Source organism: Streptomyces carpinensis (assembly GCF_002154505.1).
GTDB classification, from domain to species: domain Bacteria; phylum Actinomycetota; class Actinomycetes; order Streptomycetales; family Streptomycetaceae; genus Streptomyces; species Streptomyces carpinensis.
Map to the genome: position 1 here is coordinate 15,234 of NZ_MUBM01000196.1, position 22,723 is coordinate 37,956.

Here is a 22,723-nt window from a genome sequence, read left to right on the forward strand (position 1 = left end):
GGTGGCCGTGGTGGTGACGAGGGCGGTCGCGGCGGTGATGAGGGCGGCCGTGGTGGCGGCAAGCCGCACGGCGGTGTCCACGCCGGTGGTGGAGCCCTGGCGATGAGGAACACCGACGACGGTGGCCGTGGTGGTGACGAGGGCGGTCGCGGTGGTGATGAGGGCGGTCGCGGCGGTGACGACGGTGGCCGTGGTGGTGATGAGGGCGGTCGCGGTGGTGACGACGGTGGCCGTGGTGGTGATGAGGGCGGTCGCGGTGGTGACGACGGTGGTCGCGGTGGTGATGAGGGCGGTCGCGGTGGCGGCAAGCCGCACGGCGGTGTCCACGCCGGTGGTGGAGCCCTGGCGATGAGGAACACCGACGACGGTGGCCGTGGTGGTGACGAGGGCGGTCGCGGTGGTGACGAGGGCGGCCGTGGTGGTGACGAGGGCGGCCGTGGTGGTGACGACGGTGGCCGTGGTGGTGACGACGGCGGTCGCGGTGGTGACGAGGGCGGTCGCGGCGGTGACGAGGGCGGCAGCGGCGGTGGCAAGCCGCACGGCGGTGTCCACGCCGGTGGAGGCGGACTTGCACAGTCCTCCGACACCACCACCTGGGGCCTGGGGGCGGGGGCCGCGCTCGTACTCGGCGGCCTCGGTGCCGGCGCGTACATGGTGCGACGCCGCCGGGCATCAGGGACCTCCGCGGCCTGAACGGGTTCTTGAGCGGCGCTCTGCTGTCGCGGCCTGCGTCACTTCCCGCGAGGAACACGCAGGCCGCGGAAGCGGCGTCCCCCCGCCGCGCAGGGTCAGCTCCACCCCTTGACGAAAGGCACCGTCCATGGCCTCTCAGCATCCGTTGCAGGAGGAGCAGTACGGCACCGGGTCCGCCCCGCGGCGTGGCCGGCTCCGCCTGCTGTGGCCTGCGGCAGCGGTCGGGTTGGGAATGATGCTCATCGACCACTCCCTGAGCAGTCCGGTGAGCGAGGTCAGGCAGCCGCCCCGACCTACGGTCGTCGCCTCCCGAGCGGCCCCGCCGTCGCCGCCGCCGACCCTGTTCACACCGCCCACAACTACCGCGCCACCGTCCGTAGTCGCCACGCCGGCCACACCTTCCGCGCCGGCCGTCGGCGCCCGCGACAAGGCACTGCCCCGGTCGACACCGGTACGCATCTCGATCCCGGCGATCGGCGTGGACGCGCCGTTCACCAAGCTGTCCCTCGACGCCTCCCGGCACCTGAGCCCGCCACCCGCCGACGACAAGAACCTGGTCGGATGGTTCCAGGGCGGAGCGTCACCCGGTGAGCGCGGAGCGGCGATCGTAGTGGGCCATGTCGACACCAAGACCGGTCCCGCGGTCTTCGTCGGGCTGTCGTCGCTCAAGGCGGGGAACCACGTGAACATCACTCGCGCCGACGGCACCGTCGCCCGCTTCGAGGTCGACTCCGCGGAGACCTTCAACAAGACGAAGTTCCCCGACGACGAGGTGTACGCCGACACACCGACTCCCGAACTGCGCCTGATCACCTGCGGTGGCCCCTTCGACCGCGCCGCCCAGGACTACAAGGACAACCTGGTCGTCTTCGCCCACCTCGACTCGAGCACGCACACGTGACGACCGGCAGGCGGCTGTGAGGAACGCGCCGCGGCCCTGTCAGCGCACCGTGCCCCCTCAGGCGCGCCGCACCCTTGTCAGGTGCGGGCGTAGCCCGTCAGGGGCGGGGTGCGCAGGGCGATGACGGCCATGTCGTCGTGACCGTCACTGGGATGGTGTTCGGCCAGTGCCCGGCACAGTTCCTCCGGCGATCGTCCCGCGTGCCGGGAAGCGGTGACGGCCAGCGCGTCCAGTCCCCGGTCCAGCGACTGCCCGGGCGTTTCCACCAGGCCGTCGGTGTAGAGGATGACGGTGCTGTCCACGGGAATGGCCTGGCGGCAGTCGGGACGGGGCAGATCGGCCACCACGCCGAGGGGGAGGCCGGGATCGGTCTCCAGGTAGCGCACCCGCCCGTCGGGCAGCAGCAGGAGCGGTGGCGGGTGCCCTGCGCTGGACCAGTGCAGTTGCCAGGCTCCGTCGGCGGGTTCCAGGCGGGCCAGCAGGGCGGTGGCGACGGGAGCGTCTTCCAGGGCCTGGATGATGTGGTCGAGGCGGGACAGGGAGGCGCTCGGCGACGTCTGGCAGTCGTAGTAGAGCGGCCGCAGCATGTTGCGCATCTGCGCCATGTCGGCCGCCGCCCGCAGGTCGTGCCCCACCACGTCGCCGATCACGGCCGCGCATGCCCCGTCGGGCAGCAGCATGGCGTCGTACCAGTCCCCGCCGACGGCGGCCGGGGCGCTGGCCGGGCGGTACGCCGCCCCGGCGGCGAAGGGCCTCAGGTCGGGCAGCCGGGGCAGCAGGAGCCGCTGGAACTGTTCGGAGCTGTGACGGACGTGCTGGTAGAGGCGGGCGTTCTCGATCGCCACCCCTGCGGTGCCGGCGAGCGCTCGCACCACGCCCTCGTCGTGCCGGTCGAAGGGCTGTCCGTCCTTGCGCTCGGAGAGGTAGAGGTTGCCGTAGATCCGCCCGCGCACACTGATGGCGACGCCGAGCAGGGTCCGCATGGGCGGGTGGCCGGGCGGGAAACCCGCGGACTCCGGATGCTGGGCGATGTTCTTGACCCGCAGCGGCTCGGGGTGATGGATCAGATGGCCGAGCAGGCCCCGGCCGCGTGGGAGTTCCACTCCGTGCAGCGCCGCCAGCTCCTGCGAGGTGAGCCCCAGTGGGATGAACTCGTCCAGCAGCCTGCCCTCCTCGTCGAGCACGCCCATGGCCCCGTAGCGGGCGCCCACCAGGTCCATGGCGGTACGGACGATGCGCCGCAGTACGGCGGGCAGTTCCAGTTCGCCGGTGATGTTCACGACCGCCTGGAGGAGCTCCTGGAGGGTGCCCTGGGCACGGGCCAGGGCATGGAGCTGTTCGCCGATACGGTTCAGGTCGGAGCTGAGCGGCAGGTCCAGCAGCGACATGTAGGGCACCTCGGCCGACGGGGTGAGCCGGTCCTGCGCGGCACCGCCCTTGTCCAACGGCTCCTGCCGTTCCTCCGTCATCGCTGCTGTCCCACTTCCGCCGTCCACTCCGGGTACCGGTGTCCCGTGCGCGCGCTCTGGCGTGACGGACGGACCGACCCCGACACATCAACCGTGGCCCGGCTCCTCCCGCCCGGCGACTGGCCGCGCACCGCCGGCAGGCACCCGATCGGTCTCCGCGGAGACCCGAGCGGCGTAGCCGCCCTGGCGGCCGGCGCCCCGTGCGCCGCACGACGACCGGCCGGGCGTCAACCCGAGTCCTCCGTGGCGCGGCCGACGGGCAGGAGTTCGCGGATGTCCGCCGGCAGTGCCCCGCTGACCTTCTCGGTCAGTTCCGGGGCCAGGGCGGCATCGAGTACCTCCAGCACCGCTGCGGCCTCACGTACGGCCGCGTCCTCGTCCGTACCCGCTCGCCCGGCGATCCGCCCGGCGAACACGGTGAGGTCGAACCGCTCACCGGAGGTGTGCGAGCGCCCACCGGCGGCGGACCCCGTCGCCTCCCGCATGGGGGCGGCAAGTTCCGGCGGCAGCTGCGCGGCCACGTGGTCGGCGAGCCCGGACGGCAGCCGTTCGGCGAGCGTGCTCAGCACGGCCAACGTCGCCCGCTCGGCGGATCCCCGGTCCGGCAGCTGAGCGAGCGCCTGTACCTTCCCGATCATCTGGTCATGCCGCATGAGGTGGGTCTCCTCTCCCAGCGTCTGGTGCCTTCGGTCCGGCTGGGAACACCGGTGTCCCGGCAATCGGCGAGTACCCTGCGCGCCGCCACTACACCGGGCCTCCCCGGCCGACGGCGGCGCGGGCCGAACGATCCGCCGGGTGCCCGGCGTCTCCTCACGCCGGCGGAACACCCACCGGCGCACGGCGGCCGTGCACCAGCGCCGCGAACCGCAGCGCCACCTCTCGCCACACCCGTGCGGCATCCGGTTCCGCGCGCAGCGCGACGCGGTGCAGCTCCGTCCGATCCAGCCCATGGCGCTCCAGCCGGTCCGCGGACCACTGCGCGATGCGATCCGGCCCGGCCTCGGGGTGGAACTGGACGCCCCACGCAGCTTCGCCGACCCGGAAGGCCTGGTACGGGCACCGCTCGCTGCCAGCCAGCCACCGCGCCCCTTCGGGCAGCCGTACGATCGCGTCCACGTGGTGCTCGATCGCCATCGGCCGCTGCGGCAGCCCCCCGAACAGCGGATCGTGCGCCGCCTCCGGCCGCAGCGTCAGAGCGGTGCTCCCGAACTCCGGTTCGCCGTGCTCGCCCGCCACCTTGCCGCCCGCCACGTGCGCGAGCATCTGTCCGCCGAGACAGATCCCGAAGACCGGCACGCCCCGCTCCAGCGCCTGCGCCATCAGCGTCCGAGCCCCCGCCAGCCACGGCGCGCGCTCGTCGTCGTCCGGCAGGTAGCCACCGCCCAGCACGATCAGCGCGCTGTGCTCCAGCCGCTCGGGCAGGGCCTCCCCGGCGTCCCCCCGCACCACCTCCGTGCCGACCCCGCCGTCGGCCAGCCAGTCCGCCCACCGACCAGGCCCCCCGAGCGCGCTGTTCTGCACCACCAGCGCCGTGGCCGCACTCCGCATGGCCCGATTCCACCTCTCTCCCGGGATGCCCGGCCGACCCGCCCAGGCCGCCGTCATCCTGCCCCCGCACCGCACAGGCATGCCGTCAACGCCGGTCCGGGTATGGAGCGAGCCGGGCGGATCAGGCTCCGCGTACCGACGGATGCGGCTCTCTGCACCGACGAGCCGGGGCACGCCGCGTACCCATCCTGCGAAGCCGAGTAGCCACCCCGCAGAACGGGAACTCGCCGTTCCGAGCCGTCCGGCGTCCTCGGCTCCTCAAGGAGGCGATCATGGTGGAAGCGCCGCTGCCGGTGGCTGCGCGGCGGGGCGTGGTGACGCTGTTCCTGTGCGGTGACGTGATGCTCGGCCGTGGGGTCGACCAGATCCTCGAGCACCCCGGCGATCCGGTCCTGCGCGAGGACTGGATACGGGACGCGCGGGCCTACGTCGAACTGGCGGAGGCGGCCTGCGGTCCGATCCCCACGCCGGTCGCGCCCGCGTGGCCGTGGGGCGAGGCGCTGCGGGTGCTCCGGGAGGACGCCCCGGACGTGCGGATCGTGAACCTGGAGACATCTGTGACGTGCAGTGACGCCTTCGCCCCGGGCAAGGCGGTGCACTACCGGATGCACCCCGCCAACCTGCCCGCCCTGACGGTGGCCCGGCCCGACGTCTGTGTCCTGGCCAACAACCATGTGCTGGACTTCGGCCGCTCCGGTCTCCTGGAGACGCTCGACGCCCTGCGCGTCGCCGGGCTGCGGTCGGCGGGCGCCGGCCGCAACGCCGAAGAGGCGTACGCGCCCGCCGTGTGCCCCGTAGCGGACGGCGCCCGCCTCCTGGTGTTCGCCCTGGGGACCATGTCCAGCGGCATACCGCCGAGTTGGGCGGCGACGGCGGAGCAGGCCGGGGTGGCCTACGTCGCCGAGCCCACGGAGAGGGCGGCCGCCGCCGCGGCCGGGCGCGTCCGGCAGCTGAGGCGGCCCGGCGACATCGCGGTGCTCTCCGTGCACTGGGGGTCGAACTGGGGCCACCACATTCCCCGGGAACAGATCCGCTTCGCGCACACGCTGGTGGAGGGCGGGGTGGACGTGGTCCACGGGCACTCCTCGCACCACCCACGCGCCATCGAGGTCTACCGCGACCGGCTGATCCTGTACGGATGCGGCGACTTCATCGACGACTACGAGGGCATCTCCGGCTACGAGCAGTACCGTGACGACCTGCGTCTGGCCTACCTCGTCTCGCTGGAGGCGGAGACGGGCCGGCTGATGGATCTGCGCATGACGACACTGCAGGCCCGCAGGATGCGACTGGAGCCCGCCGCCGAGGAGGACCGGACGTGGATGGCGGCGACACTCGCCCGGTCCAGTCCCGGCGTGACCGTGCTGGCCGAACCCGACGGTGCACTCCATGCGGGACCGGACACCGGCCCGCAGGGGAGGTGAGGGGCGCGGGGCCGCTTCCCGTGCGTACGGCCGGGCAGCGACCACCCCCGAGGACCCGGCAGCGCGGATCGGCGGGTCCGGCTCCGCCCGTCAGTCGGGGGGAGCGCCGGACTCCCCGGGCACGGGCAGCGGCTGCCGCCAAGGGGTGGACGCGTCGATATTTGGGGCGGCCCGGCGGAGCCGGCGGGCCAGCGCCTCGGCCTCCGGTGCGTTCCGTGCGGCGACGGCGAGGAGGCGGAACGGCGCGGACGGCCGGAGTTCGACGCACACCGAGGGCCTGCCGGGCCGTACGTCGACGAAGTCCTCCCCGCCCTGATGACCGCGCGTGCCGATGCACACGAGCCCGGGCACGCAGGTGCCGCTCCGGTGGCTTCCGCGCATCGTGCGCCACCAGTCGGGTTCGACCGTCACCCGGCACACCGAAGTCAGCGGTACGCGCACATCTCCGCGGTGGGCCGCCGCCTTCTCCCACAACGTCGGCCGAATCACCAGATCGTCGCCCTCGACGCGTATCCGTGCCATGGTCCAACACCTCCCTTCCATCGTCGCTCCGGAACACCGAGACGAGCGCCGTCGACCGGCCGGCTCGGGGCGCACACTGGAAGAAGCAGGAGCAGTACACGCACGAGTCGCACGTGGAGGTCGGCCATGAGCACCCTCGAAGAACACGTCGACGTCGGAGTTCCGATCGACAAGGCCTGGGACACCCTCCACCGGGTCGAGAACTACCCACGCTTCGTGACGGGAGTCCGCGAAGCGCGCACGGAGGCGGCGGGCCGGGCGCATCTCGGCATCGAGGCCAGTGGGCGGTCGCGGGAGATCGAGGCCGAACTGTCCGACCGCCAGGCGGAGCGCGTGATGGAGTGGCACACCACCGGAGCTCCCGACCTCATCGGCTCCTTCTCGCTGCAGTCCATCGACGACAACCACACCCGGGTCCAGGCACGAGTGGAGTACGACCCCGACACCGTCAGGGAGGCCTTCGGCGGACCGAAGGGCTTCGCTCAGGCGAACGCCATCGAACGGGCGGTCCGCAGCGATCTGGAACATTTCAAGGACTGCGTGGAACAAGGGCGGTGAACGCGATGAGCCGCCGCCGAGCGGGGACACGGTGAGCATGGTCGGCGACACCGGTGACGACAGGGAGGCGCGGCGGCTGGGCGAGAACGGCCATCGGGCCGTGCCGCACACCGCTGACGTGCGTCTCGAGGCCTGGGCCACCAGCCGGGACCGCTGTCTGACGGAGGCGGCGATGGCGATGGTGGACTGCTTCGCCGACGTGTCCGGCGTACGGCCCGCCGCCGTGGAGCACGTACAGCTGGCCTGGGGCAGCGACGAGGACCTGCTCGCGGCGCTGCTGGACGAAGTGATCTACCGGCTGGAGGTGCAGGGCCGGGTGCCGGTCGACGTGGCGGCGGCGGAGGTCGACGAGGGCCTGGACGTGCGGCTGGCGATGGCCGCGCTGGCGGATGTGGAGATCACCGGCGCCGTGCCGAAGGGCGTCTCCTGGCACGAGCTGCACATCGGCCCGGATTCCTACGGCTGGTCGTGCGCGGTGACCGTCGACGCCTGATCATCGACGCCTGACGCCTGACCGTGCCCGACCATATGCCCGAACCGTGCGCCGAACCGGGCGCGGGCTTCAGCCCTTGACCACGCCCAGGGGCACCAGCCGGGCCACCGTGCGGCACAGCCCCGCCGCCTCACTCACCGCGACCACCGCGCCCACGTCCTTGTACGCTTCGGGAGTCTCCTCCGCCAGACCGCGCAGCGAGCGAGGTCGCACCGCGATTCCGCCGTGCTCCAGACGGTCCCGCAGCTGCCTGCCGGTGACCGTGCGGGCGGCCTCGTGGCGGCTCATCGTACGGCCCGCACCGTGGCACGTGGAGGCGAACGCGTCCCCGCCGGGCACGCCGGTCAGCACGTACGAAGCGGTGCCCATGGTGCCGGGGATCAGCACCGGCTGCCCCGCCTCCCGCAGATCCCCGGGGAGGTCGGGGTGCCCGGGCGGGAAGGCCCGGGTGGCGCCCTTGCGGTGGACGCACAGCCGGCGCCGTACCCCGTCGACCAGGTGGCTCTCGATCTTGGCGAGGTTGTGCGACACGTCGTACACGAGTGAGAGCCGTACTCCCGCGCTGCGCCGGAAGACGGCACGGGTCGCGTCGGACAGCAACTGGCGGTTCGCCCGGCCGTAGTTCGCGGCCGCGGCCATCGCCCCGAGATAGGCCTCTCCCTCGGGCGACTCCACCGGGGTGCAGGCCAGCTGCCGGTCGGGTACGGAGATGCCGTACCGGGCCATGGCCCGGTCCATCGCTCTGACGTGATCGGTGCAGATCTGGTGGCCGAGGCCGCGCGAACCGCAGTGGATCATGACGCACACCTGGTCGAGGGCGATCCCGAAGGCCGCTGCCGCCGTCGCGTCGTACACCTCGGCGACCTGCTGCACCTCCAGGAAGTGGTTCGCGGACCCGAGGCTGCCCACCTGGCCGAGGCCACGCTCCCGCGCCCGCTCGCCGACCTGCGTCACGTCAGCGTCGGCGACCGCCCCGCGGTCCTCGCACCGGATCAGGTCCCTCTCCTCGCCGTGGCCCTGTTCCACCGCGTACCGTGAGCCGCCTCGAAGGATCTGCTCCATCTGCTCGGGGCCGGTCAGCCGCCACACGCCGCCGGGGCCCGCGCCCCGCGGGATGGCCCGGTCCAGGCCGTCCATCACCGCGGGCAGCGACCGCTCGAACTCATTCCGCTCGCAGTCGGCGGCCAGCAGCCGCACTCCGCAGGAGATGTCGAAGCCGACCCCGCCGGGGGAGACCACCCCATCGTCGTCCACCGCGGTCGCCGCGACCCCGCCGATCGGGAAGCCGTAGCCCCAGTGGATGTCCGGCATCGCGTACGAGGCACCGACGATCCCGGGCAGGGTGGCCACGTTCACCACCTGCCGCAGCGACTGCTCCGCGTCGGCGAGCAGTTCCCGGGAGGCGAACACCACCCCCGGCACGCGCATGTCGCCGTGCCGTTCGATGCGGAAGCGATAGGGACGCTCCTCGACAAGTTCCATGGTTGCCGCTCAGTCCGCGAGGTCCGCCTTGCCGAACAGGGTGGCGTAGCTGGACGGGAGCTGGCTGATGACCTGATTGAGCTCGCCGCCGGAGATGGCGTCGGCGACTGTCGTCAGCACGGCGCTGGCGTCCCACTGGGCGGTACGGGGGCGCGCGCCCGTACGCTCCGCCACCTGGTGGTAGAACTCCTCGATGCCGAAGTTCTCGGCCCGCTCCCGCTTGGCGTCGGCCAGCGTGCGCCCCAGCGGCAGGGGCAGTTGGGCGGCGAGATCGTCGACCTCTCCGGGGCTGATCCTCTTCGCCAGTACCCCGAGAACGCCTTCGGTGATCTGCTGGGCTTCGTCCTGGCTGTGGAACTCGCCGCGCTCGCGCACGCGCGCGAGGAACTCGTCGCACCTCATCGGCTCCTCGTTTCTCCGCGCCGTGTGCGGCGCGGCACCCTCTGTCGACACTTCTGCCGATTTCGATGACGAGTACCCCGATTGGTCGCGCATGACCGAAGGGTGCGGATGGCCGCAGGGTGCGGCTGACCGGAACGCACGGACCGGAGGTGGCGGCGTCGCGACGCCGCCACCTCCGGTCCGGAGCTCAGTCGTGGTCGACGTGTTCGCGCAGGATCTTGCCGTTCGCCGCGTCGACGTCGAAGGTCGTCTTGTGCCAGTTGTCGGTCGTGACCACGTCGACAGACCAGACGAGCCTGTGGTCGTGCTCGTCGAGGCCGACGCCGGTGACGGTCCCCTTCGTCTTGTCGGTCGCCGTCGTCACGGCCTGTGCGGGCGTCCGGGTGGCCTTGCGCAACCAGTCGGCGACCTCGCGCTTGTCGCCGGCGTCCTGGTTCCTTGCCGTCTGACTGCGCAGGACCTTTCCGGTGACCGCGTCGACGTCGACCCGGTGAACCGTCCCGTCCGCGGCGGCGACCTTTGCCTCCCACTCCGGAGCGCCCGCGGAGCCGACCGGACTCGGACTGCCGGGGCTGGTCGCCCCCGGCGTCGCGGTGGAACCCTGGGCAGTGGACTTCAGGTCGAGTTCGACGAGCTTGCTCTGCGGGACTTCCCCGACCGCGGTGCCGGCCGCCTTGTCCCAGCTCACGTGTGTCTTCGTCACCAGGTCCTTGCGCTTGGCCTGGTCCCTGTTGAGCGATGCGGTGGGGGAGGCGGCGGTAGGGGAGGCCGGAGCGGGCGAGGCGGGAGAGGGGCTGGTCGGAGCGGCCTCGGCGACGCTCGAACGTGTCGCGTCGGTGGTGCCGCAGGCAGCCGTCAGCAGAACGGAACTGCCCAGGGCACAGGTCGCGGCCAGCGTACGGAGAGGCGGAAGACGGCGCGCAGTGGTCATGCAGCTCTCGGTAACCGTGGCATCGGCGCTTGACACCGACCGGGGGGCGAAACCACTGGAATGGCCGGGCGCGGCCCTTCCGGCCGTCCGCTGCTGGGTGCCGCAGGGCTCAGCGGCGGGCGTGGACGAGACCGGTCTCGTAGGCGACCGCACCGCCTGGGCCCTGCTGCTGAGGTCCAGTTTCGCCATCATCCGGTTCAGATGCGTCTTCACCGTGGCGATGGTCACCGTGAGGCGGTCGGCGATCTCCGGATTGGACAGCCCTGCCCGACCAGAGCGAGTACGTCCCGCTCGCGGTTGGTCAGCGAGGGCAGCGGGCCGGGATCGGCCAGGTCGGGCGACGGACCGCGGAGACAGGTGTCGATGAGCCGCTGAGTGACCGTCGGGTGCGAAGAGCATGGCATCCCACAGCGGCACCGCCGCCTCCGCGGCCATGCAGTGCAAGAGGTACAGCATCACGGTGCCCTCGGACCGGGGCGCCGTGGCGTACTGGGAGTGCCACCGGACGTACCACGGCCACAGGCAGGCCAGCACCCAGATCTGGGTCTACGACAAGAAGGCCGACGGCAAGTGCGTCTACGGCACTGTCAAGATCGGCGCCTGGCGCCACACCGGGAAGGCCTGCCCCAACGGCCACAACGTGAACGGAGCCCGCTCCGGTTGGCACTACGGCGCCGACGCCCAGGTCATCATGTCCATCCGCTGATCCGGCACCGGGGTCCGGGTACATGACCCCCCGTCCGTTCGGCCGGCTCCGTCGTCGGCGTCGCCGTCCGGACGGGCGGTCACCTGCCTGAGGGGAGCGATCCGAGCACGATCCCGTAGGTCAGGCGGCGGTCTTCCGCCGCCGGCCGCCGGCCCCGGCGAGCGCGTCGATGAGCTGCTCCCGGCTCATCCTGGAGCGGCCGGCGACGTTCTGCTCGGTCGCCCGCTGGTACAGCTCCGCCTTGCTCAGCTGCCGCAGCTCACCCTTCCCACCGGCGGGTGCGCGGCGGCCGGTCGCGGACGTCCGGGCGGTCTTGGGCGGGGCTTGGCGGCCGGTCTTCTTCGCCCCCTTCGCGGCAGGCTTCCGTGCCGGTGCCTTGTCCCGCGGCTCCGCGGCCGCCTCGCCACGGGTGCCGCGGGCCTGGTCGACGCTGCCCTGAAGGACCTTCATCAGGTCGATCACGTTGGTGGCCACGGGCGGCTCCTGGGCCGCCACGATCTCCTGGCCCTCCGACTTCGCCCGCACCATCTCCCGCACCGTCTCCTGGTACGTGTCGTGATACCGGGCCGGATCCCACGGCGCGCTGAGGGCCTCGACCAGCTGGATCGCCATGTCGAGTTCCTTGCCCTTCCCGGCGCGGCCGGAGGGCAGCTCGGGCAGCTCCCTGCCCGGGTCGCGGACCTCGTCGGCCCAGTGCAGGGTCTGAAGGACCAGGAGCTCGTCCTCGGCACGCAGCGCGGTCAGGTACTGCTTGTTGCGCATCACGAACGTGGCGATGCCCGCCTTGTTCGCCGTGGCCAGTGCCGAGCGCAGCAGTCCGTAGACGTTGACGTACTCCTTGCCGCGGGGCGCGACGTAGTAGGTGCGGTAGAAGTAGACCGGCTCGATGTCCGAGAGGTCGACGAAGTCGGTGATCTCGATGGTCTGGGAGCGGCCCGGTGCGATCTCGTCCAGCTCGTCGGGCTCGACGACGACGTACTCGCCCTCGGCCAACTCGTAGCCCTTGACGATGTCGTCGGGGGACACCTCCTCGCCGGTGCGTTCGTTGACCCGCCGGTTGCGGATGCGGTCCGTGGTGCCGCGCTGCAACTGGTGGAAGTGGAGGGTGTGGTCCTCGGTCGCGGTGAACAGGCCGATCGGCACGCTGACCAGCCCGAAGGTGATCACGCCGGTCCACATCGCGCGTGCCATGGACAACCACTCCAGTCCTGCCTGCCCCGGCGGCATCCGGCGCGGATGCCGCTGTCCACCACGCTGACACCTTCGCACCCTGAGCGCGCGCCGGACGCGGCGAGCGGAGGATCATGGGCCATGCCGCGGCGCGCGGGCAGGGGAGGGCGCCTGCCCCGGTGTGCCGCCCACCACCTGCCCGACGCGTCCGGCCAGGCGGTCCCTACTCGGCGCGTGCCGCCAGGCGGTCCACCTCCTTCGCGGCCCGTCGGGCCTCCTGTTCGGCCCGCGCGAGGTCACCGGCGGCCTCCTGGAGCCGCTCCTCGGCGGCCCGCTGCTCGTGCTCCGCTCGCCTCAGGTCCTCGCGGGCCTGGTGCAGCTGCTGCTCGGCAGCGGACACCTGCTGCCCGGCCCGATCGCGGCGGTCGCGTGCCTGCCGTACCGCCGCGTCGGCGTCCGCCTGCTCCGCGCGCCGGGCGCGAAGCCGCTGATCGGCCTCCTCGGCTGCCTTCCTGGCCGCCGCGAGCCGGGTGGCCTGCCGCTCGCGGCGCCGTTCGGCCAGTTCGTCCTTCGCCCGTGCCGGTGGAGCCGCCGTCCGGGTACGCGCCGGTCCGGGCGCCGGCCGGGGCGGCTTTTGGGACGCGCCTTCCGCCGGGCCGGCGTCGGCGGGGAACACCGAGGGCGGGGTCAGGGCGCCGTGCAGGCGGCCGGCGGCCCACTGCTCGGCCGCATCGGGATCGGTGAGCACGGCGAGCAGCGTGGACTCGACGTCCTGCCGCACCGCGTCGGACAGCCGATGCCCGGCCTCCTGGGCAAGTTGCGCGGCCTGCCGGGACAGGGCGGAGACGAGCTGCCTGCGCTGCGCGGAGAGCTCCCGGAGCCCGGCAGCGTCCAGAGCGCGGTACGCCTCGCGCAGTGCCTCCCCCAGCTCCAGGAACTGCCGGCTCTCCTCCGGTCGGGAGCGCAGCAGCAGGTTCGCGGCCCAGGCCGCCAGGGTGGGGCGGCGTGCGCCGTGGATCAGGCGGGCGTCCTCCGCCCGGCCGTCCGCTCTGACGGCGGCGGTCAGCTCTTCGCGCCGGGCGACGAAGTCGGCCGGCGGCGTGGTGTAGAGCTCGTCGAGAAGGGCCTCCACATTCTGCTCTCCGCCACGCCGCCCGCCCTTGCGCCGCATGATGTCAGTCGCCGGTCACACGCTGTCGCAGACTCGCTCCGCCCGCGCGGCCGCCACGCTGCGTGCGACGTCCGCGTCCGCCAGTGCCTGGCGCTGAGAGGCGTCCGGGTGGCCGCCGTCGGCGACGAGGTCCTGGAGCTCCTTCTTGAGCTGGTCGTACTCGTGTGCCGCATGATCGGCCGCCGCCATGGCCTTGGCGCAGTCCTGCGACGTCGCGGCGCGGGCGGCCGTGGCCGAGTGAGCCGCGCCGGGAAACGCCAGAAGCAGAGCGGCACCGGCCGTCGTGGCGAGCATGCGGACGCGAGTCATGGCGTGACCTCCGAACGGGGGAGCCGGACGAGAAAGAGGAGGCACCGGTCGGATCGGCGCCGCACTTCCGTGCGAACGGCGTCGGCCTGGCGTGGAGATGCTGCCCGACCACCATGGGACAAGAGCCTCGCCGCTGCCACTCGTGCGACCCTTCACCGACGTCACCGGCTGTGGCCGCCCGGGGGCGGGGGAGCCCCAGGGGGTGCGAGGGCGCAGGGTTGCGAGGGACCGAGCGGTAGTGGGCGGATTCCCGCCACTGTTCACGCCTACGGGTGAATCCGTGAATGGATGTCCAGCCTGCTCCTGGCCGGTGCGGTGTCCTGAGGCACGAACGCCCCGAGGGGACGGGGCGTGACGGGACACCGGCAGAGGGGGGAGCGACGGGCATGCGTCTGTTCGTTCTGTGCGTGTGGCTGCTGACCGCGAGCCTGGGTGGCTATCTCGCCACCGTGTGGATCCGCCACGGCGGCCTGCGGCAGCGCACGCCCGGCGTGACCCGGCTGCCGCTGTGGCTCGTCGTGGGGCACGTGGCGCTCGCCGTGGCCGGACTCGCCTCCTGGGCGGTGTACCTCGTGGGAGGGCTCAGAGGCTCGGCGTGGGCCGCGTGCGCGGTCGTCCTGATAGTGGCCGCGTTCGGCTTCATGATGCTGTTGCGCTGGCTGCCCAGCCCCGGGCGCCACTCCCACGGCGCCGTCACCGCCGAGCGGCACTTTCCGCTTACGGCCGTCGTCGCCCACGGGATGAGCGCCGGAGCCACCGTGCTCCTCGTGCTCCTCGTGGTGCTGCGTCAGATGTGAGCGACTGTGCTGCTGCCGGCCGCCGGTGCGGGCGAGTCGGGCCGGACGCGTTCGTCGTTCCCGGCGGCGCAAAACTCAGGTGCGTGCGACGGGTGACGCTGACACGCTGCGACGGTGAATCGTGAACAGATCTCCGGTATCGCCCATGCCGATCACCCGATAAAGGCTCCGCTCGACGACGACTCGGTCCGACGGCTGCTGGCACGCGGCGTCGCGGACACCGCCCAGCGAGCGCTCGACCTCGGCTGCGGTGGCGGGGAATGGCTCCTGCGTGCCCTGGCCATGTGGCCGGATCTGCGGGCCGAGGGCGTGGACGTCTCCGAGGACGCCCTGACGCGGGCGAGCCGGGCGGCCGAACGCCTCGGCGTCCGGGACCGCCTGACGCTCCACCACCAGGACGCCGCGGACTACGGTTCCCCCAAGCCGTTCGACCTGGTGCTCAGCGTCGGTGCCACGCATGCCTTCGGCGGCCTGCTCCCCACCCTCGCGGCGGCCCGCGAGCACCTGGCCCCCGGCGGTCGCGTGCTGATCGGTGACGGGTTCTGGGACCGCGAGCCCTCCCAGGAGGCCAGGGAAATGCTCGGCGACCTCGCCGACCTGGCCACCACCGTGGACCGGATCGTCGCCGACGGGTGGACTCCCGTCCACGGGCATGTCAGCACGCGCCGCGAGCTGGACGATTACGAATGGTCCTGCTGGGGATCGCTGGCGTCATGGGCCCTGGACAACCCGGACGACCCCGAAAGCGCGCAAGCCCTCGAGACAGCCACCACCCGACGCTCCGAATGGCTGCGGCACTACCGGGACACCTTTGGTTTCGTCTCCCTGGTGCTGCGCCGGACATCCGACTGAGGTTCCTCCGACAGGGAGGTTCCCCCGCCGCCGCTCATCGGGTGGGGTCGCAGACGCGGAGCGTGCGGGGCGCCTGGCCGGCCGGTTCGGGCAGGCGCAACGGCCGCAGCCCGGGCGTGATGCTGCCCAGGAGCGTGGCACGGCGGGCGCCCGTGCCCGACGGAAGCGCGCCGGGCAGCCCGTTGACGGTCAGAAAGCCGAGAACGGCGAAGGCCAGGGCCTCCTTGGCGTCCGAGGGCAGGCCGAGCGCGTCGCTGGAACGGACGGTGACGCCGGGCAGTTCCTCGGCGACCATGCGCATCATCACGGGATTACGCGTGCCTCCGCCGGAGGCGACGAGCTGGGTGACCCCGTGGGCACGGCAGGCGTCGGCGACCGTGACGGCGGTGAGCCTGGTCAGGGTGGCCAGGACGTCGTCGGGGCCGACGCCGGGGACGTCGGCGAGCACGCGCAGCAGGTAGGGCAGGTGGAAGTGCTCCTTGCCGGTGCTCTTCGGTGCGGGTCTGCGGTAGTACGGATCGTCCAGGAGCAGCTGGAGCAGGGCGGGGCTGGTCCGGCCCGCCGCCGCCCGGCGTCCGCCTTCGTCGTACCCGGCGGCGCCCGCGGTGAAGTGCCGTACGGCGGCGTCCAGCAGGGCGTTGGCGGGGCCGGTGTCGAAGGCCAGTGGGCCGGCGCCGGGCGCCACCACCGTGATGTTGGCGATACCGCCGAGGTTCAGCGCCGCGGGGGTGCCGGGCAGGGCGCGCAGTAGCAGGGCGTCGGTGAGGGCGACGAGCGGGGCGCCCTGGCCGCCGGCCGCGACGTCCCTGCTCCGCAGGTCCGAGACGACGGGCAGGCCCGTGGCCTCGGCGATCCAGGCGGGCTGGCCGAGTTGGAGCGTGCCGCGGACCGTACCGTCCTCGACCCAGTGATGCATGGTCTGCCCGTGCGAGACCACCAGGTCGGCGGTACCGCCGCACAGGTCGCGCAGGGCACGGACGGCCGCGTCCGCGAAGGCCTGTCCGATGCGGGTGTCCAGGGCGCACACGGTCTGCGTGGTCGTGGCCGCCGGAGGCAGGGTGACGGCGATCAGGTCGCGAAGGTCGTCGGGGTAGGAGACGGAGAGGTGCCCGAAGGGCCGCATGAGCAGGGCGTCGCCGTCCAGGGTGAGCTCGGCGGCGGCCGCCTCGATGGCGTCGTACGAGGTGCCCGACATCAGGCCGATCACGCGCACGGGGTGTCTCCTGTCCGTTTGGATTGCTCGTTCGCCTGCGGGGAGCCCGAGCCCCTTCGGCTCTCTCGCCGCCGGCGCCTGGGAAGGGCGCCCTGGGACGGCCCTTGCCGTTGGCCGGTGCTCAGCCGTCGGTCGCCGTTGGGCGTCTGGCGCCGTCAGGTGAGTGGACGCCCGACGGCGACCGACGGAGTAGGACGGGCGACCGTCACTCCTGGCCGGCGACCTCGCTGACGCGGCCGGAGCCTGGCCCCGGTTCGCCGTCGCCCGGGGTATCGGTCACGGCCGCGGGAGCGCGGTGGAACAGGCTCATCAGGCCTCCGACGACCAGGGTGACCAGCACGCCGATCGGCACCAGCCACTGGGCGGCGATCGCCGTCGGTACGGTGACTCCGGCCGTGGTGACGTCGATCTTGACCTCGCGCACCACGTAGGTCATGACGGCCACCGTCACCAGGAACGCCACGACGGCGTCGGCCTCGCCCGCGCGCCTGACGAGCCGCCCGAGGAGGAACGCGCCGAGCAGCGCGCCGTAGGTGTAGCCGGCGATGGTCAGGCCGGTGAGGTACACATTGCCCGTGCTGGTGCTGAAGGCGCAGGCGAAGACGGCCATGAGGACCGCCCACACCAGGGTCATCACCCGGGCGAGCCTGAGCAGGGCGTCCTCGGAGGGCGTGCGGGGGAAGAAGCTGTGGATGATGTCGGCGACCGTCGAGTTCGACATCGAGTTCAGGGCCGAGGACAGCGATCCCATGGCGGCGCCGAGGATGCCGGCCACCAGCAGACCGGAGATCACCACGGGCAGGCCGTGCAGGATGAAGTCGGGGTAGAGGTTGTCGGAGCTGGCCAGTCCGAGGTCCTTGAAGCTCTTGCCCTGGTTGTAGGACCACAGCAGCGCGCCGACCAGGGAGAAGGCGGCGAACTGGAGGGTGACGAAGACACCTGAGGCGATCATGGCCTTCTGTCCGTCGCGCAGCGTGCGGGTGGCCAGGATGCGCTGGACGATGAGCTGGTCGGAGCCGTGGCTGGCCATCGCGAAGATGGCGCCGCCGACGATGGCCGTGGGCAGGGCGAAGGTGCTCGTGAGGACGTGGGCGAGCGAGAAGTCGGTGTCGAAGAGCTTGAACTGGCCCGCGTGCAGGGCGCGTGTGAAGCCGTCGCCGCCGACGTGCCCGGACAGCACCGCGATGGCGAGGATCGCGCCGCCCAGGTACAGGCTCATCTGGATGGCGTCGGTCCAGATGACCGCCTTGATGCCGCCGAGGTAGGTGTAGACGACGGTGATCACGGTCAGCACGACGATGATGACGCGGTAACCGGTGTGCACCCCGAACTCGTCGAGCAGCAGCTTGATCGGGATGGCGGAGGCGAACAGCCGCACGCCTTCGGCGAGGAGCCGGGTGAAGACGAAGGTCACCGAGGCGAGCCCCTGCAGCTTCAGTCCGAACCGGTCGCCCAGGTACTGGTAGGCGCTGACGAACCCGCCGCGCTTGTACAGGGGGATCAGCACGGTGGCCACGACGACCCGGCCGATGACGTAGCCCAGCGCCAGTTCGACGTTGCCGAAGCCCTGTCCGCTGTAGGCGCCGCCGGGCACGCTGATCACGGTGAGCACGCTGGTCTCGGTGGCCACCACGGAGAACGAGACGGTCCACCACGGCATGTGCCCTTCGCCGACGAAATAGTCCTTCGCCGATCTCTGCCGGCCGGCCAGCCGGAGTCCGATCACCGCGATGGCGACCAGATAGACGACGACCACGACGAGGTCGAGTTGGCGCACGGTGACTCCTGGGCTGGGGCACGGGTTCGGGCGGACCGTCGGTCACGGCACAACAGGTGACCGGCGGCATCACGGTCCAGCGAGTATCGGGAAGCTGAACTCGGCATGTCAATAAGTAACCTGGTTTTACGAAGTAGGTAACTTATTGACGTCCTCCAGGAGGCTGGTTAGCGTGTCGCCATCCCACCCAGGAGTGAGCCATGGCCCGCCAGGACCCAGATCGCCCACCGGCACGGCAGCCGGAGGACACCTCGGCCGCCGACATCCTGTCGCGTATCCGCGCGGGCCGGCCGTCCCTGGCACCCTCCGAACGACGGGTGGCCGACGCCGTCCTGGCCGATCCGGCCCAGGCGGCGGAGTTGTCCATCAGCGCCCTCGGCCGGCGGGCCGACACCTCGGTCGCCACCGTGATGAGGTTCTGCCGCGCCATCGGCATCTCGAACTACCCGCAGCTGCGCCTGGCCTTGGCCGCGGCCGCGGCGCGGGAGCAGGCCAGGGCCGGAGAGCGCCCGCCCCTGGGCACCGACATCAGCCCCACGGACACACTGGACGAGATCGTCAAGAAGATCGTCTACAACGAGGTCCGCGCGCTGGAGGACTCCGGGTCGGCGTTGGACGTGCAGGCGCTCGGCCGTGCCGTCGACGTCGTCGCCGGTGCCCGGCGTGTCGACATCTTCGGCGTCGGCGCCGGCGCGTTCGTCGGACAGGACCTGCACCAGAAGCTCCACCGCATCGGCCACATGGCGTTCAACTGGAGCGACCGGCACGCGGCCCTCACCGCCGCCGCCCTCCTCGGCCCCGGTGACGTGGCCCTCGCCATCTCCCATTCCGGAGAGACCGAGGACACCGTCGAACCCCTCCAGGTCGCCGCCGAACGGGGTGCCACCACCATCGCCCTCACCAACGCCCCCCACTCCTCCCTGGCGCAGGCCGCCGACCTGGTGCTGACGACCTGCGCCCGCGAGACCCCGTTCCGGTTCGGTGCGACCGTCAGCCGTATCGCCCAACTCGCTGTCGTCGACTGCCTGTTCGTCGGCGTGGCCCAGCGTTCCTACGACGCCACCACGGCCGCGCTGGAGAAGACCTACGGGGCCGTCCAGCGCCGCAGGCGGCCACAGCCGCAGCGCCAGGCACAGGCCGGCGACTGAGCGGGCCCTTCCCGGGCCGATCGCGACCCGGCCGCGCCCGCGGCCCGGCCGCGGCGATCATGACCTTCCCCTCCGGTTCGTGCGACAGCCGATTCGGGAGAGCATGGAGGGACGGCCCCTCAGCAGCCGCACCCATCGACCGCTGTCGAGGAGGGAGCTTGGAGCATGACCGCACAGGAATCGTTCCAGGACGAAGGAGCGGCCCACCGGGTGGGACCGTCCCCACCGGGAGGGCTGCTCGACCTGCTCAGCGTGTCCGCGGTCGTACTGGACAGCAGCGGGCGGATCGTGTTCTGGAGCCCGCAGGCCGGTGACGTGTTCGGCTACACCGCCGAGGAGGCGCTGGGCCGGTACGCGGCCCGGCTGATGATCCACGAGGAGCACCGAGAACTGGTGACCAAGCTGTTCGCCGAGGTGATGGGCACCGGGGCGAGCTGGGCCGGCGCGTTTCCCATCCGGCACAAGGACGGCAGCACCCGCATGGTGGAGTTCCGCAACATGCGGCTGCTGGACGACCTCGGCGACGTCTACGCCCTGGGCATCGCCGCGGACCGGGCCATGCTCCAGCGGGTCGAGACCAAGCTGGCCCTGTCCGAGCATCTGGTGTCCCAGTCACCCATCGGCGTCTCGCTCCTGGACACCGACCTGCGCTACCTCATGGTCAACCCCGCGCTGGAGCGCATCGACGGCATCCCCGCCACCGACCACATCGGCCGCCGCCCGCGCGACATCCATCCCGCGGCCGGCATCGAGACCGTCGAGTCCGCTCTGCGGCAGGTCCTGGTCACCGGCACGCCGGTGATCGACCAGTACATCGTCGGCCGCACCGCGGCCGACCCGGACAACGATCACGCCTGGTCGGTGTCGTACTACCGGCTCGAAGGGGCCGGCGGGCAGGTGATCGGGGTGGCGAGCTCGGTCATCGACGTCAGCGAACGCCACCGGGCCGCGACCGAGGCGGACCGGGCACGGCGCAGGCTGGCGCTCATCGCCGATGCCGCCGCGCGCGTCGGAACCACCCTGGAGGTGGAGCAGACCGCGCAGGAACTGGCGAAGGTGGCCGTTCCGGACCTGGCCGACGTGGCGGCGGTCGACGTCCTGGACGCCGTCCTGGCGTTCCGCCGCACCAGCGGCCCCCACGACGGCCCGGAAGTGTTCCGTGCACTCGCCATGGTCTCCGCCCACCCCACCGAGGCGACCGCCGCCGCGGACAGGGTCGGCGACATGGCCGCCTACGGCCCGGACCGTCTGATCACCCAGTGCGTCCACACCGGGCAGCCGGTCGTCGTGGCCCACACCGGGCAGGAAGAACTGCAGCGCATCGCCCGCAACCCGGACGCCGCGGCCGTCTTCGCCCGGGCGGGCGTGCACTCCTATCTCGCGGTGCCGCTGATCGCCCACAACGAGGTTCTCGGCGCGTTCGACCTGCTGCGGATCGACAACCCGCTGCCCTTCGACGAGGACGACGTGATCCTCGCCGGGGAACTGGCCGCCCGGGCCGCGGTGGCCATCGACAACGCCCGCTGGCACCAGAGCGTGCGCAACTCCGCGGAAACCCTCCAGCGCAGCCTGCTGCCCGGCGACCCTCCGCCCCTCACCGGCCTGGACGTCGCCTCGCACTACCAGCCCGCTCAGGCCTCCTGCGAGGTCGGGGGCGACTGGTACGACGTCATCCCCCTGGACGGCGACAAGACCGCCCTGGTGGTCGGCGACGTGATGGGCAACGGCATCGACGCCGCCGCGGCCATGGGGCGCCTGCGCACCGCCACCTGCGCATATGCCGACCTCGACCTCGCCCCCGACGAAGTCCTCCAGCACCTGGACAAGATCACCCGCGGGCTGGAGCACTACATCGCGACCTGTCTCTACGCCGTCTACGACCCGCACCAGGGCACGTGCCACCTCGCCAACGCCGGACATCTGCCGCCTGTGCTGATCCGCACCGGGCACAGCCCCGAACTCCTCGACATGCCCACGGGTGCGCCCCTCGGCGTCGGCGGCGTGCCCTTCCACACGACCGCCTTCGCGTTCGACCCCGGCGACCGGCTGGTCCTGTACACGGACGGGCTCATCGAGACCCGGCACCACCCGATCGACGAGCGCCTGGACACCCTGCTGCGCGTCCTCGAGGGCGAGCCCCGTCCGCTCACGGACACCTGCCAGTGGCTCCTGGACAACCTCCGGCACCCCGAGGACCACGACGACGTCGCTCTGCTGATCGCGCGGGCCCAGCCGATCGGCCCAAGCGAGGCCGTCGGCTGAGGTTCACCCCGCGCTGTTCACCCCTGGGGCCTCTCGTTCGGATCCTGCCGGGCTCGCGGGGCTGGCACGCACTCGCCCACTGCCTCAAGGGCGTGGGCGGTGCCCCCAGCGGCGTTGTCGTCGGTCGCCGACGCTCCGCGTCGCCCCGCCGTCCTCCGCCTTGTATCTCACGCACCAGACCCCGCTCCCTGATCCGGCCTGATCCGAACGAAAGACACTGGCTGTCCGAAGCCCGGCCCCGGTAGGTCGGGGAGAGGGGCGCCTCGTACGGGCCCGGCCGCCGGCGGTCGTCCGGCGCGGTCGGCGCCGGACGGCGCCGGGCCCGGCCGGGTCTCAGTAGGCGCGCGCCACGACCGCGACGTTCCCCGGCTGGTCGTCGCTCTCGGGAACCGAGCCGTCGGCGGCGACCAGGCACCGCACGGACACGCCCTGTTCGGCGAGCTGCGCCTCGCCCTCCGGGCCGAGCGCGGCCCAGGGGATGCGCGCCCAGCCGGTGGTCGCGGCCTCGGTGGCCTCCGCGATCGTCGTGACCTCGGCGGTACGGCTCTCTCGGCGCTCGCGCGACTGCGTCAGCAGGAGCGCCTGATCGTCCGCCAGCATCTTGGGCAGGAGCTCGGACAGTGCCCCGATCGCCGTGGGCTCCTTGCTCCCCGCGATGCGGCGGACCAGCACGGCGGTGCCCTGCTCCAGATCCCGTGGCCCGACCTCGATCCGTACCGGCACACCTTTGAGCTCCCAGTCGACCACGCGCCGGCCGAACGGTGTGTCGGTGCGGTCGTCGACGTGCGCGCGGACACCGGCGGCGGTCAACCGTTCGCCGATCTCCCGGACCCGTGCCTGCACCGCGTCGTCGTCCTTGACGGCTACGACCACCGCCTGGACGGGGGCCAGGCGG

At 72.3% G+C, this 22,723-nt stretch carries 22 protein-coding genes and 2 pseudogenes; 9 read left to right on the top strand and 15 right to left on the bottom strand.

Going from position 1 to position 22,723, the window contains the following annotated elements:
* A pseudogene (locus BZY54_RS51020) lies at window positions 1-540 on the bottom strand (hypothetical protein); the annotation flags it as partial.
* A 280-nt stretch (window positions 541-820) separates the two neighbouring features.
* On the opposite strand from BZY54_RS51020, the gene BZY54_RS25465 reads away from it, so the two are divergent.
* A complete protein-coding gene (locus BZY54_RS25465; RefSeq protein WP_086727660.1) occupies window positions 821-1,594 on the top strand; it encodes a class F sortase in 774 nt (257 codons plus the stop codon).
* Window positions 1,595-1,671: 77 nt separating this feature from the next.
* Here BZY54_RS25465 and BZY54_RS25470 read toward each other — a convergent pair whose 3' ends face one another.
* From BZY54_RS25470 to BZY54_RS25480, 3 genes are all read right to left on the bottom strand, one after another.
* Window positions 1,672-2,982 (bottom strand): PP2C family protein-serine/threonine phosphatase, encoded by a 1,311-nt coding sequence (locus tag BZY54_RS25470; RefSeq protein WP_244217323.1) that lies wholly within the window; start codon window positions 2,980-2,982, stop codon window positions 1,672-1,674.
* Between the two features lie 308 nt (window positions 2,983-3,290).
* Window positions 3,291-3,716, bottom strand: a complete 426-nt coding sequence (locus tag BZY54_RS25475; protein WP_086727662.1) for a DUF2267 domain-containing protein — start codon at window positions 3,714-3,716, stop codon at window positions 3,291-3,293.
* Between the two features lie 157 nt (window positions 3,717-3,873).
* A complete protein-coding gene (locus BZY54_RS25480; RefSeq protein ID WP_086727663.1) occupies window positions 3,874-4,611 on the bottom strand; it encodes a type 1 glutamine amidotransferase in 738 nt (245 codons plus the stop codon).
* A 272-nt stretch (window positions 4,612-4,883) separates the two neighbouring features.
* Here BZY54_RS25480 and BZY54_RS25485 point away from each other — a divergent pair, with 272 nt between their 5' ends.
* Window positions 4,884-6,035, top strand: a complete 1,152-nt coding sequence (locus BZY54_RS25485; protein WP_086727664.1) for a CapA family protein — start codon at window positions 4,884-4,886, stop codon at window positions 6,033-6,035.
* Window positions 6,036-6,125: 90 nt separating this feature from the next.
* Here BZY54_RS25485 and BZY54_RS25490 read toward each other — a convergent pair whose 3' ends face one another.
* Window positions 6,126-6,557: a hypothetical protein gene (locus BZY54_RS25490; protein WP_208640756.1), complete on the bottom strand. Its 432-nt coding sequence runs from the start codon at window positions 6,555-6,557 to the stop codon at window positions 6,126-6,128.
* Window positions 6,558-6,683: 126 nt separating this feature from the next.
* Here BZY54_RS25490 and BZY54_RS25495 point away from each other — a divergent pair, with 126 nt between their 5' ends.
* A complete protein-coding gene (locus BZY54_RS25495; protein WP_086727665.1) occupies window positions 6,684-7,115 on the top strand; it encodes an SRPBCC family protein in 432 nt (143 codons plus the stop codon).
* Between the two features lie 37 nt (window positions 7,116-7,152).
* Window positions 7,153-7,608 carry an archease gene (locus tag BZY54_RS25500; RefSeq protein WP_086727666.1) on the top strand — a complete coding sequence of 152 codons (456 nt, stop codon included), beginning with the start codon at window positions 7,153-7,155 and terminating at the stop codon, window positions 7,606-7,608.
* A gap of 69 nt (window positions 7,609-7,677) precedes the next feature.
* Here the strand turns inward: BZY54_RS25500 and BZY54_RS25505 are convergent, their stop codons facing one another.
* From BZY54_RS25505 to BZY54_RS55555, 4 genes and pseudogenes are all read right to left on the bottom strand, one after another.
* Window positions 7,678-9,090 (bottom strand): RtcB family protein, encoded by a 1,413-nt coding sequence (locus BZY54_RS25505; protein WP_086727667.1) that lies wholly within the window; start codon window positions 9,088-9,090, stop codon window positions 7,678-7,680.
* 9 nt (window positions 9,091-9,099) lie between these two features.
* A complete protein-coding gene (locus BZY54_RS25510; RefSeq protein ID WP_086727668.1) occupies window positions 9,100-9,492 on the bottom strand; it encodes a DUF2267 domain-containing protein in 393 nt (130 codons plus the stop codon).
* A 187-nt stretch (window positions 9,493-9,679) separates the two neighbouring features.
* On the bottom strand, window positions 9,680-10,423 hold the full coding sequence (locus BZY54_RS51710) for a PepSY domain-containing protein (protein ID WP_086727669.1): 744 nt from the start codon (window positions 10,421-10,423) through the stop codon (window positions 9,680-9,682).
* A 204-nt stretch (window positions 10,424-10,627) separates the two neighbouring features.
* Window positions 10,628-10,879, bottom strand: a pseudogene (locus BZY54_RS55555) (helix-turn-helix domain-containing protein); the annotation flags it as partial.
* On the opposite strand from BZY54_RS55555, the gene BZY54_RS25525 reads away from it, so the two are divergent.
* Complete coding sequence (locus tag BZY54_RS25525; protein ID WP_143668116.1) at window positions 10,821-11,129, top strand: hypothetical protein; 309 nt, start codon at window positions 10,821-10,823, stop codon at window positions 11,127-11,129. The pseudogene BZY54_RS55555 and the gene BZY54_RS25525 sit on opposite strands and share 59 nt — an antisense overlap.
* Window positions 11,130-11,249: 120 nt before the next feature.
* Here the strand turns inward: BZY54_RS25525 and ku are convergent, their stop codons facing one another.
* From ku to BZY54_RS25540, 3 genes are all read right to left on the bottom strand, one after another.
* On the bottom strand, window positions 11,250-12,320 hold the full coding sequence (ku, locus tag BZY54_RS25530; RefSeq protein ID WP_086727671.1) for a non-homologous end joining protein Ku: 1,071 nt from the start codon (window positions 12,318-12,320) through the stop codon (window positions 11,250-11,252).
* Between the two features lie 202 nt (window positions 12,321-12,522).
* Window positions 12,523-13,470, bottom strand: a complete 948-nt coding sequence (locus BZY54_RS25535; RefSeq protein ID WP_086727672.1) for a hypothetical protein — start codon at window positions 13,468-13,470, stop codon at window positions 12,523-12,525.
* A gap of 15 nt (window positions 13,471-13,485) precedes the next feature.
* A complete protein-coding gene (locus BZY54_RS25540) occupies window positions 13,486-13,779 on the bottom strand; it encodes a hypothetical protein (RefSeq protein WP_143668117.1) in 294 nt (97 codons plus the stop codon).
* Window positions 13,780-14,165: 386 nt separating this feature from the next.
* Between BZY54_RS25540 and BZY54_RS25545 the strand changes: the two genes are divergently transcribed.
* Together BZY54_RS25545 and BZY54_RS25550 are read left to right on the top strand one after the other, a co-directional pair.
* Window positions 14,166-14,576, top strand: coding sequence for a hypothetical protein (locus BZY54_RS25545; RefSeq protein WP_086727674.1), 411 nt, complete (start codon window positions 14,166-14,168; stop codon window positions 14,574-14,576).
* Between the two features lie 114 nt (window positions 14,577-14,690).
* Window positions 14,691-15,428: an SAM-dependent methyltransferase gene (locus BZY54_RS25550; protein ID WP_086727675.1), complete on the top strand. Its 738-nt coding sequence runs from the start codon at window positions 14,691-14,693 to the stop codon at window positions 15,426-15,428.
* A gap of 34 nt (window positions 15,429-15,462) precedes the next feature.
* On the opposite strand, the gene BZY54_RS25555 is transcribed toward BZY54_RS25550, so the two are convergent.
* On the bottom strand, window positions 15,463-16,641 hold the full coding sequence (locus BZY54_RS25555; protein WP_086727676.1) for an anhydro-N-acetylmuramic acid kinase: 1,179 nt from the start codon (window positions 16,639-16,641) through the stop codon (window positions 15,463-15,465).
* Between the two features lie 205 nt (window positions 16,642-16,846).
* Complete coding sequence (locus BZY54_RS25560; RefSeq protein ID WP_086727677.1) at window positions 16,847-18,418, bottom strand: sodium:solute symporter; 1,572 nt, start codon at window positions 18,416-18,418, stop codon at window positions 16,847-16,849.
* A gap of 200 nt (window positions 18,419-18,618) precedes the next feature.
* Here BZY54_RS25560 and BZY54_RS25565 point away from each other — a divergent pair, with 200 nt between their 5' ends.
* Both BZY54_RS25565 and BZY54_RS25570 read left to right on the top strand, forming a co-directional pair.
* Entirely contained in the window at window positions 18,619-19,566 is a 948-nt protein-coding gene (locus tag BZY54_RS25565; protein WP_086727678.1) for a MurR/RpiR family transcriptional regulator, read from the top strand.
* Between the two features lie 165 nt (window positions 19,567-19,731).
* Window positions 19,732-21,828, top strand: a complete 2,097-nt coding sequence (locus BZY54_RS25570) for a SpoIIE family protein phosphatase (RefSeq protein WP_086727679.1) — start codon at window positions 19,732-19,734, stop codon at window positions 21,826-21,828.
* A 333-nt stretch (window positions 21,829-22,161) separates the two neighbouring features.
* On the opposite strand, the gene BZY54_RS25575 is transcribed toward BZY54_RS25570, so the two are convergent.
* On the bottom strand, window positions 22,162-22,723 hold a 562-nt coding region (locus BZY54_RS25575; RefSeq protein ID WP_244217322.1), incomplete at its 5' end, for a His/Gly/Thr/Pro-type tRNA ligase C-terminal domain-containing protein.

What these genes read in the sequence shown, in the direction of transcription:
- BZY54_RS25465 (WP_086727660.1), top strand. Translation starts at nt 821, where the DNA reads ATGGCCTCTCAGCATCCGTTGCAGGAGGAGCAGTACGGCACCGGGTCC.
- BZY54_RS25470 (WP_244217323.1), bottom strand. Translation starts at nt 2,982, where the DNA reads ATGTCGCTGCTGGACCTGCCGCTCAGCTCCGACCTGAACCGTATCGGC.
- BZY54_RS25475 (WP_086727662.1), bottom strand. Translation starts at nt 3,716, where the DNA reads ATGCGGCATGACCAGATGATCGGGAAGGTACAGGCGCTCGCTCAGCTG.
- BZY54_RS25480 (WP_086727663.1), bottom strand. Translation starts at nt 4,611, where the DNA reads ATGCGGAGTGCGGCCACGGCGCTGGTGGTGCAGAACAGCGCGCTCGGG.
- BZY54_RS25485 (WP_086727664.1), top strand. Translation starts at nt 4,884, where the DNA reads ATGGTGGAAGCGCCGCTGCCGGTGGCTGCGCGGCGGGGCGTGGTGACG.
- BZY54_RS25490 (WP_208640756.1), bottom strand. Translation starts at nt 6,557, where the DNA reads ATGGCACGGATACGCGTCGAGGGCGACGATCTGGTGATTCGGCCGACG.
- BZY54_RS25495 (WP_086727665.1), top strand. Translation starts at nt 6,684, where the DNA reads ATGAGCACCCTCGAAGAACACGTCGACGTCGGAGTTCCGATCGACAAG.
- BZY54_RS25500 (WP_086727666.1), top strand. Translation starts at nt 7,153, where the DNA reads ATGGTCGGCGACACCGGTGACGACAGGGAGGCGCGGCGGCTGGGCGAG.
- BZY54_RS25505 (WP_086727667.1), bottom strand. Translation starts at nt 9,090, where the DNA reads ATGGAACTTGTCGAGGAGCGTCCCTATCGCTTCCGCATCGAACGGCAC.
- BZY54_RS25510 (WP_086727668.1), bottom strand. Translation starts at nt 9,492, where the DNA reads ATGAGGTGCGACGAGTTCCTCGCGCGCGTGCGCGAGCGCGGCGAGTTC.
- BZY54_RS51710 (WP_086727669.1), bottom strand. Translation starts at nt 10,423, where the DNA reads ATGACCACTGCGCGCCGTCTTCCGCCTCTCCGTACGCTGGCCGCGACC.
- BZY54_RS25525 (WP_143668116.1), top strand. Translation starts at nt 10,821, where the DNA reads ATGGCATCCCACAGCGGCACCGCCGCCTCCGCGGCCATGCAGTGCAAG.
- ku (WP_086727671.1), bottom strand. Translation starts at nt 12,320, where the DNA reads ATGGCACGCGCGATGTGGACCGGCGTGATCACCTTCGGGCTGGTCAGC.
- BZY54_RS25535 (WP_086727672.1), bottom strand. Translation starts at nt 13,470, where the DNA reads ATGCGGCGCAAGGGCGGGCGGCGTGGCGGAGAGCAGAATGTGGAGGCC.
- BZY54_RS25540 (WP_143668117.1), bottom strand. Translation starts at nt 13,779, where the DNA reads ATGACTCGCGTCCGCATGCTCGCCACGACGGCCGGTGCCGCTCTGCTT.
- BZY54_RS25545 (WP_086727674.1), top strand. Translation starts at nt 14,166, where the DNA reads ATGCGTCTGTTCGTTCTGTGCGTGTGGCTGCTGACCGCGAGCCTGGGT.
- BZY54_RS25565 (WP_086727678.1), top strand. Translation starts at nt 18,619, where the DNA reads ATGGCCCGCCAGGACCCAGATCGCCCACCGGCACGGCAGCCGGAGGAC.
- BZY54_RS25570 (WP_086727679.1), top strand. Translation starts at nt 19,732, where the DNA reads ATGACCGCACAGGAATCGTTCCAGGACGAAGGAGCGGCCCACCGGGTG.